12 protein-coding genes are annotated in these 11,922 nt (G+C 74.8%); 6 read left to right on the forward strand and 6 right to left on the reverse strand.

What is annotated here, in order from left to right; translation table 11 throughout:
* Positions 1-43: 43 nt before the first annotated feature.
* Genes DMA15_RS04280 through DMA15_RS04290 form a run of 3 tightly spaced genes read right to left on the reverse strand, consistent with a single transcriptional unit; the run spans position 44 to position 3,525 of the window.
* Positions 44-811 carry an SDR family oxidoreductase gene (locus DMA15_RS04280; protein ID WP_125511329.1) on the reverse strand — a complete coding sequence of 256 codons (768 nt, stop codon included), beginning with the start codon at positions 809-811 and terminating at the stop codon, positions 44-46.
* Between the two features lie 57 nt (positions 812-868).
* Entirely contained in the window at positions 869-2,314 is a 1,446-nt protein-coding gene (locus DMA15_RS04285) for an aldehyde dehydrogenase family protein (RefSeq protein ID WP_125511330.1), read from the reverse strand.
* A complete protein-coding gene (locus DMA15_RS04290) occupies positions 2,311-3,525 on the reverse strand; it encodes a M20 family metallopeptidase (RefSeq protein ID WP_125511331.1) in 1,215 nt (404 codons plus the stop codon). Before DMA15_RS04290 ends, DMA15_RS04285 begins: the two co-directional genes overlap by 4 nt.
* A 177-nt stretch (positions 3,526-3,702) precedes the next feature.
* Between DMA15_RS04290 and DMA15_RS04295 the strand changes: the two genes are divergently transcribed.
* Positions 3,703-4,491, forward strand: a complete 789-nt coding sequence (locus tag DMA15_RS04295) for a FadR/GntR family transcriptional regulator (protein ID WP_125511332.1) — start codon at positions 3,703-3,705, stop codon at positions 4,489-4,491.
* Between the two features lie 18 nt (positions 4,492-4,509).
* Here DMA15_RS04295 and DMA15_RS04300 read toward each other — a convergent pair whose 3' ends face one another.
* A complete protein-coding gene (locus tag DMA15_RS04300) occupies positions 4,510-5,046 on the reverse strand; it encodes a MarR family transcriptional regulator (protein WP_125511333.1) in 537 nt (178 codons plus the stop codon).
* Complete coding sequence (locus tag DMA15_RS04305; RefSeq protein WP_125511334.1) at positions 5,043-6,815, reverse strand: FUSC family protein; 1,773 nt, start codon at positions 6,813-6,815, stop codon at positions 5,043-5,045. The genes DMA15_RS04300 and DMA15_RS04305 overlap by 4 nt, the downstream gene beginning before the upstream one ends.
* 202 nt (positions 6,816-7,017) lie before the next feature.
* On the opposite strand from DMA15_RS04305, the gene DMA15_RS04310 reads away from it, so the two are divergent.
* The gene (locus DMA15_RS04310; RefSeq protein ID WP_125511335.1) at positions 7,018-7,584 is read left to right on the forward strand and encodes a DUF5134 domain-containing protein; all 567 of its coding nucleotides are present in this window, start codon (positions 7,018-7,020) and stop codon (positions 7,582-7,584) included.
* Between the two features lie 115 nt (positions 7,585-7,699).
* Here DMA15_RS04310 and DMA15_RS04315 read toward each other — a convergent pair whose 3' ends face one another.
* The gene (locus DMA15_RS04315; RefSeq protein ID WP_125511336.1) at positions 7,700-8,341 is read right to left on the reverse strand and encodes an HAD family hydrolase; all 642 of its coding nucleotides are present in this window, start codon (positions 8,339-8,341) and stop codon (positions 7,700-7,702) included.
* Between the two features lie 174 nt (positions 8,342-8,515).
* Here DMA15_RS04315 and DMA15_RS04320 point away from each other — a divergent pair, with 174 nt between their 5' ends.
* The 4 genes from DMA15_RS04320 (at position 8,516) to DMA15_RS04335 (ending at position 11,912) form a co-directional block, all read left to right on the forward strand.
* A complete protein-coding gene (locus DMA15_RS04320; protein WP_125511337.1) occupies positions 8,516-9,451 on the forward strand; it encodes a M56 family metallopeptidase in 936 nt (311 codons plus the stop codon).
* Between the two features lie 187 nt (positions 9,452-9,638).
* The gene (locus tag DMA15_RS04325) at positions 9,639-10,361 is read left to right on the forward strand and encodes a phosphatase PAP2 family protein (protein WP_125511338.1); all 723 of its coding nucleotides are present in this window, start codon (positions 9,639-9,641) and stop codon (positions 10,359-10,361) included.
* Entirely contained in the window at positions 10,358-11,053 is a 696-nt protein-coding gene (locus DMA15_RS04330; protein ID WP_125511339.1) for an HAD-IA family hydrolase, read from the forward strand. Before DMA15_RS04325 ends, DMA15_RS04330 begins: the two co-directional genes overlap by 4 nt.
* A gap of 202 nt (positions 11,054-11,255) precedes the next feature.
* The gene (locus DMA15_RS04335) at positions 11,256-11,912 is read left to right on the forward strand and encodes a TetR/AcrR family transcriptional regulator (RefSeq protein WP_125511340.1); all 657 of its coding nucleotides are present in this window, start codon (positions 11,256-11,258) and stop codon (positions 11,910-11,912) included.
* Positions 11,913-11,922 lie beyond the last annotated feature (10 nt).

The raw sequence follows: 11,922 nt of genomic DNA on the forward strand, positions 1-11,922 counted from the left end.
CGTGCGTGCCGTGCGTGCCGTGCGTGTTGTACGTGGGGGGGCGTCACACCGAGGGGTCGTACCGCCCGTCGACCGCGGTCCAGCCGCCGTCGACGGTCAAGACACTGCCGGTCACGAAGGTAGCCGCGTCGGAGACGAGGTAGGCGACGGCCCCCGCGATCTCCTCGGGCCGCGCCCACCGCTTCAGCGCGGAGGCCTCGGCGTACGCCGCGAACCAGGCCGGGTCGGCGGCGATCTGATCGGTCAGCGGGGTGCGGACGACGCCGGGCGCGACGGCGTTGAACCGCACCCCCTGCGGCCCCCACTCGGCGGCGGCCGTCCGCAGGAGCTGGATGAGCCCGGCCTTCGACGCGGCGTAGGCGCCCTGCCCCGGCTCGACCTGGAAGGCCCGCATCGACGCGAACCCGACGACACTCCCCCGCCCGCGCGCGGCCATGCCGGGGGCGACGGCCTGGATGAGCGTGAGATAGGCGCGCAGATTGAGCCCGATGACCCGGTCGAACTCCTGGAGGCTGTAATCGGCGAGGCGCTTGCGGACGTTGACGCCGACGGTGACGACGAGTCCGTCCAGCGGGCCCCACGCGGCGACCGCCTCCCGCACGGCTTCGGGGTCCAGGACGTCGAGGGGGCAGGGGGTGGACCCGGGGGCCAGCCGTGCCGTCTCCGCCGCGCCCGCCTCGTCGCGGTCGGCGACGATGACGTGCGCGCCCTGCGCGGCCAGCGCGCGCACCGACTCGCGGCCGATGCCGCTCGCACCGCCGACGACCGCGACGCGGCGCCCGTCCAGGCGGAACAGATTGGCGTACTCCATCGTGTCGCTGCCTCTCTCACTCGCCGGTGTCACCGGTGGCGGGTGCGGGCCGGCCGCTCAGGGCCGGACGACCGCCATCCGGGTCACGGTCAGTTCCTCGATCGCGAAGCGCGGGCCCTCGCGGCCGACGCCCGAGGCCTTCACCCCGCCGTAGGGGGCGATGTCGCTGCGGTAGCCGGGGACTTCGTTGATCACGACGCCGCCCGCCTCCAGCTCCTCCACCGCGCGGAAGGCGGCGCCCAGATCGCGGGTGAAGACCGCCGCGTGCAGGCCGTAGCGGCTCGCGTTGACGACGTCGTACGCCGTCTCCAGATCCGGCACCGAACGCAGACAGACCACCGGGCCGAAGATCTCCTCGTCCCAGGCGGGCTCCCCGTCCGGCACGTCCGCGAGCAGCGTCGGTGTGAGGCAGCGGCCCTCCCGCGTGCCCCCGGCGACCACGCGGGCGCCCGCCGCCCGCGCCCGCCGGATCCAGTCGGCGACCCGCTCGGTGGCCGCCTCGTCGATGAGGGCGGAGACCCGGGTGGCCGGATCGCGCGGGTCGCCCACGACCACCGTCCGCAGCCGCTCCGCGAGTTTCCTCTCCAGGGCCTCGGCGACCGCGTCGACGGCGACGACCCGTTGCACGGAGACGCAGGCCTGCCCGGACGCGTAGTACCCGCCGCGCACCACCGCGTCCGCCGCCGCGTCGAGATCGGCGTCCGCGGCCACGACGAGCGCGGCGTTGGAGCCCAGCTCCAGGACGACCTTGCGGGGCGCGGCGTCGCGGGCGATGCGGTGGCCGACGGCCGCCGAGCCGGTGAAGGAGACCGCCGCGACCCCGGGGTGCGTGGTGAGGGTGCGGCCCACCTCCGCGCCCCCGGTGACCAGTTGGACCGCTCCGACGGGCGCGCCCGCCGCGGCGAGGCGTTCGCGGACGAGGTGGACGAGGCGCAGGGTGGCCAGCGGGGTCGACGGGGCCGGTTTGACGATCACCGGGCACCCGGCGGCGAGCGCGGGTGCGATCTTGTGGGAGGCCAGCAGCAGGGGGTAGTTGAAGCCCGCGATGCCGACGACGACGCCGACGGGCCGCCGCGTCCAGAACCCGAAGAGCCCTTCGCCGGACGGCTGGACGTCGAGCGGCACGGTCTCGCCGTGCAGATGGGCGACCTCGTCGGCGGCGGCCTGCCAGGTGGCGACGGTCCGCAGCATCTCGATGTCGCAGTCCACGCGCGGCTTGCCGGTCTCCAGGACCAGCAGGTCCACGAGTCCGGGCAGCTCGTCGGCGAGCGCCGCCGCGACGTCGGCGAGCACCTGCCGCCGTATGTGGGAGGGCAGTGCGCCGACCGTCTTGCGCAGCCCGGCGGCGTGCTCGACGGCCTGCCGGGCGAGTGCCGCGTCGCCGACGGGCGCGTGCGCGAACTCGCTGCCGTCGTAGGGGAAGGTGACGGCACGGCGGCCGGGCGCGGGGACCCAGGAGTCCCCGACGGGCAGTCCGTCCGGGGGGAGGGTGTACGTCGTCATCGGGCGCCCCCGGTGAGGAAGGCGTGGGCCGCGGCCGCGTACACGCGCGTGTACTCGCCGATCTCGCGCACCTCGACGTACTCGTCCTTCTGGTGGGCGATCCACTTGCCGCCGGGGCCGTAGACGACGGTGGGAAGACCAGCGTCGCGGGTGAGGATCGTGCCGTCCGTGGTGCCGGGGACGGCGCCGAACGGTGGCGGGGCGCCGTGGACCTGGCGGTGCCCGGCCACCAGCGCGCTCACCACGGGGTGGTCCTCGGCGATCTCGACGGCGGGCCGGTCGTCGACCACGGTCAGACCGATGTCCACACCCTCCGTGGAGGCCGCGGCGCGCGCCGACTCCCGTACGCGGTCGATGAGTTCGGCGTGGTCGGTGCCGGGGATCGTGCGTATGTCGACGCCGACGACGCCGTGCGCGGGGATGACGTTGAGCTGGTCGGGGTCGCCGCCGAGCAGCACGGTCGGGGTGACGGTGACGCGGCCCGCGTGGGGATGGGTGCCGTAGCGCTCCCGCGCCCACGCCTGGACGTCCGCGAGCGCGTCGACGACGCGGGCGCCCGCCACGATCGGGCTCCTCGCCTCCTGCGGCATCGCGCCGTGCGCCATGACGCCGTGCAGGTCGAGGCGGAGCCGGATGCCGCCGCGGGCGGAGGTGCACACCTCGTACCCCTCGGGTTCGCAGACGATGACGGCGTCCACGGACCGCGCGAGCGGCGACGCGGCGAACGCCTTCGCGCCGAGCATCAGCCCTTCCTCGTCGCAGAGCACGCCCACGACGATCCGGCCGGGGAAGGGCCCGGCGAGCTGGAGGGCGCGTACGGCGTGGATCATGGCGGCGACGCCGGACTTCATGTCGGCGGCGCCGCGTCCCCAGAGCTTGCCGTCGCGGATCAGCGCCCCGTACGGGTCGACGCTCCAGTCGGCCGGGTCGCCCTCGGTGACGACGTCGATGTGCCCCTCGAACATCAGGGTCGGCCCGTCGCCGCCCCCGCCCTCGACGACGGCGACGGTGTTGGGCCGTCCCGGGGCGACCTCCACGACGTCGTACATCCACCCGAACGTGTCGAAGAGGCGCTGGACGAGGAGGGCGGCGGGCTGTTCGACCTCGGTGGCGCCGGTGGCGTTGACGGTGCGCAGCCGTACCAGATCCTGGGTGAGGGCGATGGCGGCATCGGTGTCGACGTCGGGGACGGTCGGGGGTGCGGTGGCCATGGAGAACCTCCAAGTCGTCCGGCTGACCGCGTGGTCGACCGTCGGCGCCGCTCGGGGCGCGTCCTCCGGTCAGCTGGTCAGACCAGTTGAATTCCCGTACTCTGCCCGCACGTTCAGACCCGGGTCAACCGTCAGATCTTGGTCGGCCCGCGGCTATCAGCCACCGTGGAGGAGGACATGGCCGCCGACGACGATCTCTTCAAACCCGTGCGGCCCATGCGTGCCTACCAGCGCGTGGCGGAGCAGATCGAGGAGCGCATCCTCAGCGGTGAACTCCCTCCGGGGGCGCGGCTTCCCGGGGAGCGCGAGCTGGTCCGGCGGTTCGGTGTGGGGCGCTCCACGGTCCGCGAGGCGCTGCGCGTGCTCCAGTCGACGGGGCTGATCCGCTCGCGTCCCGGTGATCCGCTGGGCGCGGAGGTGCTCGGCGTCTCGACCGGGAACCTGAGCCAGGCGCTCGGCCGCCTCACCCGCTCCGGTCTCTCCTCGCTCGGTGAACTGGTGCAGTTCCGCATGGTGCTGGACGCCGAGAGCAACCGTCTGGCCGCGCGTCTGCACACCGAGGACGATCTCGTACGGATGCGGGAGCGGATCGCCCGCATGGAGGAGCTGAGCGCGTCGCCCGCCTCGCTGCGCGCCTTCAGCGAGGCGGACGCGCTGTTCCACCGCGCGATAGCGGAGGCGAGCCGCAACACGCTGCTCGGCCTGTGCGCGCGTGCCGTGCACGAGGCGGTCGTCGAGGTCATCGAGAAGAAGATCGCGGGGGTGGCGGACCCGGCGCCGTGGATGCGCCGCTCGGTCGCCCACCACCGCGAGGTCCTCGCGGCGATCGAGGCGGGCGACAGCGCGGGGGCGGCCCGCCTCGGCCGGGCGGCCCTGTACGAGTACTACGCGGAGCACGTGGAGCCGGAGACCAGACGGCTGCTGACGGCGGCGACCGCCGACGACCTGCCCGGCCCGGGGCCTTGAGCCACGCCTGGGCCCGGCTCAGCCCCTCCGTACGCCGAGGCGCCCCTCCAGTTGGGTCAGCAGATCGCCCAGGAGTCCGCTCAGTTGGCCCTGGTCGTCGGCATCGAGGGTGGACAGGACCACCGTTTCGTACGCGAGCTGTTCCGGGAGGATCCTGTCGACCAGGTCGCGGCCCGCTTCGGTGAGCCGGACATGGGCGACCCTGCGGTCCCTCGCGTCGGCCCTGCGGTCGACCAGTTCCCGCTCCTGGAGCTGCTTGAGCCGCTTGGTGACCGCGGCGCCCGAGGAGAAGGTCTCGCGGGCCAGCTCCCCGGGTGTCAGCTCGTGCCCCGTGCGGCGCAACGCGCCGAGCAGGTCGAACTCGGCGCGGGTCAGGCCCGCCCGGCGCAGCGGGGCGTCCTCGGCCTGCTGGAGGAGGGCCGCGCAGCGGTTGATGCGGCCGATCACCTCCATCGGCCCGGTGTCGATGTCGGGGCGCACCGCCTGCCACTGCCGCACCACCGCGGCCACGGTGTCCCCACCGAGGCCCGCCACCGGACCGTTCTCTGCTCTCATGCTCGTGCGCCCTCCCAGGCGTCGGCGGCCTCCGCGCGGGGCCGCGTCCCCTGACCGTTCTCGTCACTTCGTCGTCGGACCGTCGCCGCGAGCGTACGGTGTCCGGCGCGTTCGGCCGCGATCACCCGCTGTTCCGGCAGGGCGCGCGGCCACCACTCCCCCGCGGCCGCGTCGGCGGCGGCGCGCAGTTCGACGAGGGCGGCGGTGAGCGCGCGCCGCGCGGGTTCGACCGTGCCCGCCCGGGCGAGGCCGGCCTCGGCCCGCTCCCTGGCCCGGTCCACGGCCTCGACGGCCTGTTCGATCTGGTCGGCGGCGCGCCGGTTGGTGACGAGGACGGCCGCCACGACGCCGAGCACGGCCCCCACGAGCGTGTCCACGACGCGGTCGAGAATCAGCTCGCCGGGCTGCTGGAACCGTGCGAACTCGGTGACGAGCAGCGCCATCGGCGTCACGCATACGGTGCCAAGCCAGTAGTTCCGGCTGATCAGCGCCTCCGCGCCGAAAGCGAGGGCGAGGCAGCTCACGATCAGTTCCGCGTGGCCGAGGTGGGCGAACGGGGCGATGGCGGCGAAGGCGAGCACGCCGACGAGGTTGCCGACCACGCGCTGCACGCCCCGGTTCCAGGTGAGCGTCACGTTGGCCTGGTAGAGGGAGGCGGCGGTGACCAGGGCCCAGTAGGGGCGGCCGACGCCGAGTGCGAGCGACCCGTATCCGGCGAGCGCGCAGCCCAGGGCGGTGCGCAGCGCGATGGGCAGCAACGGGGAGCCCGGCGCGAACCGGCGCCACAGCGGCACCTTGGGTCCGGCGAGCTCCGCGGCCACGCCGAGGAGTTCGTCGCGCTCGCCGGGGCGTACGTCGCCGGGACGCGGGACGGCGCCGGTGCCGCGCAGCCCGGCAGCCCAGGAGCGCAGCGCCGCGGGGTCGGCGGCGGTGGGCGCGGCCAGGGCCTCCTCGGCGCGGATGACGAGGCGGGCCAGGGCGCGCCGGGCCTCGACGGTCCTGGGCCCGGTGGCGAGCAGCGACTGCCAGGCGGCGTGCACGGCCCCGGCCGCGGCGGCGCGGGCCCGTTCGACGGCGGGCCCGGCCTCCGCGGCCTCGGTGTCCCCGGCATCCGTGGCCTCGGCGGCGGTCTCGGCGGTGACGGTCTCGGCGTACGCGGCGACCGCGGCCAGGGCGCGCGCGGTGGCCCGGCGCTCGGGCCCGTGCGGCCGTACGAGCGCGGGTGCCATGCCGACGAGCCAGGCCACGGCACCTCCGGCGAGGGTGAGCGCGAGGTGCCCAGGGACCTGCCCGAGGTCCTGCGGGGCGAAGAGGGTGGCCGAGCTGATGAAGGTGAAGATCAGATGGCCGGGCGGTCCGATGCGGGTCGCGTCGCACACCGTCTTCTGCGCGGCGGCCAGCAGCGCGCCGACGGCGACGAGGATCACCGCGGAGCCGGTCAGCGAGGCCGTGACGAGCGCGGCGGCCACGCTCGCGGACATCCCGGCGACGACCCAGGCCAGGGCGCGCGTCCTGGCGGCGTACGGGAGGTTGTGGGCATACAGGGCGCAGAACGAACCGGCCATCGTGTACATCACGAGGTCGAGCCGGCCGAGGGCCAGCAGCGTCAGGTTCGGTATCGCCGTGGCCACGACCACGCTGCACGCGGGCTTGAACCAGATGTCCGACGGCTTGCCCGGGCGCAGCACCCCGGCGAGCGGGAGCCGCCGGAGACGGACGGGACGGGTGGGGCGGGGGGAAAGGTGCGGGGACGGCGGCGTACTGCTCATACCTAAAACATTAGCAAGTGTTTTACCCACAAAAGACCTGCTCCGCCGAGCGGCCCCGTCCCGCCTCACCGAACGGCACGACCCGCTCCACCGCACGGCGTCTCGCTCCCCCTGTGCGCCCCGTGCACCCCCGTGCGCTCGCGTACGGCTTAGCGAGCCTGGGCATCGACCCGACGACACCGTCGACAGGGGGAGGTGCGCGGTGCACGGACCGGCGCAGGCCGCCTGGCTGCTCGTCGCGCTCTGCGCGGCGACCGGGGCCTACTGTCTGCTGCGGATGCGCAGCCGGATCGAGGAACAGCGCCGCACCGCGGGCGGCGAGGCGCTCATGGGGTTCGGCATGGCGGTGATGGCCGTGCCCGCCGCGGTGATCGCGCTGCCGCGCTGGGCCTGGCTCGGGTACGCCGCGGTGTTCGGGGCGGCCGCGCTGCACGCGCTGTGGACGGCACGCGCCAACCGTCACCACCTGCACCATCTCGTCGGCGCGTGCGCCATGGTCTATATGTCGCTCGCGATGATCACGACCCCCGGTGCGCACGCGGGTCACGGGGGCGCGGGCCTGCCCGTGCTGACCGGCGCCCTCCTGCTCTACTTCGCCGGGTACGTCCTGTGGTCCGGAGCGCGCCTCGCCCCCGCGGGGACCGTGGCGGCGGGCCGGGGTGGCAGCGGCGGCCCGCCTGCCCTCGGCTGGGGCGACCGGCCCGAGCTGGCGCTGGCGTGCAGGCTGTCGATGGGGATCGGCATGCTGGCGATGCTGCTGACGCTCTGACCGCGCCCGGAGCCGCCTCGCTGACCGCGCCCGGAGCCGCCTCGCTGACCGCGCCCGGAGCCGCCTCGCTGACCGCGCCCGGAGCGGCCTCGGCGCGCGCTCCCCGGCCGGGGCCTCAGTGGCCGATCAGCGCGGCCAGCGCCGTGAGGCTGTCGATCTGCCAGTCCGCCGCCTCGGCCACGGCCGGGTCGTCCGCCCACAGGTGCCCCCACGGGCCGCGGCGGATGTGCGCGGTGCGCAGCCCCGCCTGCTTGGCGGGGAAGACGTCGTGCGCGGGGTGGTCGCCGACGTACAGCGTCTCGCGGGGCCCGGCCTGGGCCACTTCGAGCACCCGCGTGAAGAAGGCGGGGTCCGGCTTGGCGACGCCCCAGTCGCCCGAGGTGACGACGAGGTCGGCGGGCAGGTCGAGGTCGCGCAGGAGTTCGGCGGCGCGCGCGGTCGCGTTGCCCGCGACGATGACGCGGACGCCGAGCTTGTGCAGACCCCCGAGGGCGGGCCGCACATCGGGGTAGAGGTCGCTCTCGGCCAGGTGCTCGCCGCGGCCCGCCGTCTCGCGGGCGTGGTAGGCGGAGGCGATGTCCATGTCCGGGCTGATCAGCCGCAGCGCGTCCTGGCTGTCCCCGCCCTGTGCGACGACGGCGCCGACGAGCGCGGAGACGGTGTGCCGCGGCATCTTCAGCCAGTCGGCCCAGGATGCCCAGTAGCGGTCGTCTTTGGTGAGGGTCTCCCCCACGTCGAACACGATGGTCTCGATCATCGTCCGACACTACGGCGTCCCCCGGCCCGCGCGGTGGCCGCCACTCGGCGGCGGCACGGAGCGACCCGATCGTGGCCCTTTTCGTACCCGACGTGCCCACATCGGCCGTGGCGTCCATCACTTGAGGAGGCAGCCCATACCCCTCGGCGGCCCGGCCCTCATAGGCTGGGCGCCATGATGGTCCCCGTCGCACTGTTGCTGCTGGGCGCCCTGACCGCAGTCGTCGCCCCGCGGATGCTCGCGCGGGCCGACTGGCCGGAGCGCGAACCGGTGGTCGCGCTATGGGCCTGGCAGTGCGTGGTGGCGGGCGTCCTGCTCTGCTGCGCGCTGTCGATGACGCTCAGCGCGGCCGCCGCGTGGCAGGCCGTGCGCGGCCATGTCTTCGCGCCCGCGCCGCACGCCGTGGTCGAGGCGTACGCCCTCCAGGCACCCGGCCCCTGGGCCGCGGCCACCGCCGTGGCGCTGGCCTGCGGCGGGGTGTGGACCGCGGCGATGCTGACCCGGGAGATCGCCCTGACGCGCAGCCGCCGGGCCGGGCGCCGCGCCGAACTGCTCCTGCGCGCGCCGCTGTTGCCCGGCGAGGAGCCGGGCGCCGACCGGCTCGTGGTCCTGGAGGGTGAGCGCCCGGACGCCTGGTGGCTGCCGGGGCAGGCGCCCCAACTGGTCATCACCACGGCCGCGTTGCGTCGCCTGAAGGGCCGTCAGCTCGATGCCGTGCTCGCGCACGAGCAGGGGCACGCGCAGGCGCGGCACGACTGGCTCCTGCACTGCTCGGGGGCGCTGGCCGCGGGATTTCCGCAGGTACGGGTCTTCGCCGCGTTCCGCGATCAGATGCACCGCCTGGTGGAGCTGGCCGCCGACGACGTGGCGTCCCGCCGCTTCGGGCGGCTGACGATCGCGCTCGCCCTGGTCGAATTGAACGAGGACCGCGGTGTGTTCGGCCCCTGCCCGACCCCGCAGGCGCACGTCCCGCACCGCGTCCACCGGCTGCTCTCCGCCCGCCCGCGCCTCACCGCGGCCCGCAGAGTGCGCCTGACGGCCACCGCGGCGCTGGTCCCGGTGATCCCCGTCCTGGTCACCTTCGTACCCGGCCTGCGCGCGCTGGGCTAGGTCGGGCTCTGCCCCCTGGTCCGGCCCGCCCCTTCGCGGCGGCCCTGCGCGCCTCCGGCCAGGTCCGGCGGCACTCGCCATGAACGGCCCCCGTCCTCGTGGGTACCCGGCGTCGAGCCGTGCCCGCTGCCGCCGCGCCGTGGCACGGAGATGGTTTCCATCCTCTTCCGTCGGCGAGGATCCCCTTATGCACCCCCCGTCACTCGACTCCCCGACCCGACCGCCCACCTACCGGGCCACGCTCGCCGCGGCGCTGTTCTGCGTGCCCTCCGTCCTGCTGCTCCTCCTCGTGGAGTTGGAGTGGGGCCCGCTGATCTCGCTCGACAAGGGCATCGCCCGCACCACGCACCGCTGGGCGCTCGCCGACCCGGAGCTGACGCGGACCAGCCGGATCCTCACCGACTGGGTGTGGGACCCATGGACGATGCGCGCACTGTGCGCGGTGGTCGTGATCTGGCTGGTGGCGCGCGGTGCCCGCTGGCTCGCGCTCTGGCTCGCGGGCACCTGCCTGGTCGCCTCGGTGGTGCAGCAGTCGCTCAAGGCGGCGGTGGACCGCCCCCGTCCGGTGTGGCAGGACCCGGTGGACATGGCGCACTACGCGGCGTTCCCCTCCGGTCACGCGATGACGGCGGCGGTCGTGTGCGGGCTGCTCCTGTGGCTGCTGCGTCTGTACGGGGTGGGCCCCGTGGCCTGGCGCGTGGCCGTGGTCCTCGCCGTGCTCTCCGTGGCCGGGGTGGGAGTGACCCGCGTCTGGCTCGGCGTCCACTGGCCGTCGGACGTCCTCGGCGGCTGGCTGCTCGGCGCCCTGACGGTGGCGCTGGCCATCGCGACGTACGCGTACGGGCCCGGCAGGCGGCGCGCGAGCGGCCTTGACCGCCCGGCGGAGGCTCCCGGAGGATCCGGCCCATGACGATCAAGGGCGTGCTCTTCGACTTCTCCGGGACCCTGTTCCGCATCGAGCCCACCGAAGCCTGGCTGCGCGCCGTGGCCGGCGAGCTAGGGGTGCCGCTCGCCGACGGGGAGTTGGCACGGGCGGCGGCGGGCCTGGAGCGGGCGGGGGCGATGCCCGGCGGGGCCCTCCCGGTCGCGGTGCCCGCGCACCTCGCCGAGCTGTGGGCGCACCGCGACCGCAGCGCCGAGCAGCACCGGGCCGCGTACACGGGGGCCGCCCGCGAGGTGCCACTGCCGGATCCGTGGCTGTACGACGCGCTGTACGAGCGGCACATGACTCCGGAGGCCTGGCGTCCGTACGGCGACGCGGCGGAGGTGCTCGCCGGGCTGCGCGAGCGGGGTGTCCGGGTGGCGGTGGTCAGCAACATCGGGTGGGACCCGCGCCCCGTCTTCCGCGCCCATGGGCTCGACGCGTACGTCGACGCGTACGTCCTGTCGTACGAACACGGCGTCCAGAAGCCGGATCCGCGCCTGTTCGCGCTGGCCTGCGAGGCGCTGGGCGTCGACCCCCGGGACACGCTGATGGTCGGCGACGACCGGCGGGCCGACGGCGGCGCGGCCGGGCTCGGCTGCGCGCTGCACTTCGTCGACCATCTGCCGGCCGACCGGCGCCCGGACGCCCTGCGGCCGGTGCTCGACCTCGTCGGGTGAGACGCCGAAAGGGCGGGCCATGAAGGCGCAGGCGCCCCTTGCGGCCGGAACCCCGGCCGCGGAACCACCTGTGAGCAGGCAACACTCCCCCGCGGTGTTGCCTGCCCCAGGCAGGATCGACCCACGCGGGACCCCGCGAAGGGCCCCGTACGGGACTCACTGAGTATATTGGCTCAGAGCCAGTCAACGCAGGAGTTACAGAATGTCCCCGCGTAGCCCATCGGTCAATGAAGAGTTGCGCAGGCGTTCCCGCGAGCGGTTGTTGCAGGCCACGGTGGAGCTGGTGGGCGAGCGGGGCTACGAGGCCACGACCCTCGGCGACATCGCCGACCGGGCGGGCGCGGCCCGCGGTCTGGTGTCGTACTACTTCCCCGGGAAGCGTCAGCTCCTCCAGTCGGCCGTGCACCGGCTGATGCACCGCACGCTGGACTCCGCGCTGGAGCGGGAGCCTCTCCCCGAGAGTGGCGGGGAGAGGCTGGCGCGGGCCATCGACGCGATCCTGGGCCTCGCCCGCGATGAACCGCTGCTCATGCGCACCCACATGGCCGGGATCCTCCAGGCCGAGGGCTTCGTGCAGTGCCCCGAGCAGCGGCGGCTGGCCGAGCTGCTGCGCGAGACCGTCGTGCGGTACGGATCGGGCGACGTCGACAGGGACTATCCACTTCTGCGCGCCCTGCTCATGGGCGCGGTCTTCGCCCTGCTCATCCCGGGCGCGCCGATGCCGCTCGCGACGCTGCGGGCCGAACTCTTCCAGCGGTACGGCCTGGACTGGGGGCTCGGCGTCCCGCCCAGCGGCGCGCCACCCGCTCCCGGCACGGAAGGCCGGCCCGAGGGGGAACAGGCGGGCCGGGCACCCTGACAGCGGGCAC

This window comes from Streptomyces sp. WAC 01529, from assembly GCF_003945545.1.
Lineage (GTDB): Bacteria > Actinomycetota > Actinomycetes > Streptomycetales > Streptomycetaceae > Streptomyces > Streptomyces anatolicus.

Coding starts and splice junctions, on each gene's coding strand:
- DMA15_RS04325 (WP_125511338.1), top strand. CDS start 9,639: ATGCACCCCCCGTCACTCGACTCCCCGACCCGACCGCCCACCTACCGG.
- DMA15_RS04315 (WP_125511336.1), bottom strand. CDS start 8,341: ATGATCGAGACCATCGTGTTCGACGTGGGGGAGACCCTCACCAAAGAC.
- DMA15_RS04300 (WP_125511333.1), bottom strand. CDS start 5,046: ATGAGAGCAGAGAACGGTCCGGTGGCGGGCCTCGGTGGGGACACCGTG.
- DMA15_RS04295 (WP_125511332.1), top strand. CDS start 3,703: ATGGCCGCCGACGACGATCTCTTCAAACCCGTGCGGCCCATGCGTGCC.
- DMA15_RS04285 (WP_125511330.1), bottom strand. CDS start 2,314: ATGACGACGTACACCCTCCCCCCGGACGGACTGCCCGTCGGGGACTCC.
- DMA15_RS04335 (WP_125511340.1), top strand. CDS start 11,256: ATGTCCCCGCGTAGCCCATCGGTCAATGAAGAGTTGCGCAGGCGTTCC.
- DMA15_RS04280 (WP_125511329.1), bottom strand. CDS start 811: ATGGAGTACGCCAATCTGTTCCGCCTGGACGGGCGCCGCGTCGCGGTC.
- DMA15_RS04305 (WP_125511334.1), bottom strand. CDS start 6,815: ATGAGCAGTACGCCGCCGTCCCCGCACCTTTCCCCCCGCCCCACCCGT.
- DMA15_RS04330 (WP_125511339.1), top strand. CDS start 10,358: ATGACGATCAAGGGCGTGCTCTTCGACTTCTCCGGGACCCTGTTCCGC.
- DMA15_RS04320 (WP_125511337.1), top strand. CDS start 8,516: ATGATGGTCCCCGTCGCACTGTTGCTGCTGGGCGCCCTGACCGCAGTC.
- DMA15_RS04290 (WP_125511331.1), bottom strand. CDS start 3,525: ATGGCCACCGCACCCCCGACCGTCCCCGACGTCGACACCGATGCCGCC.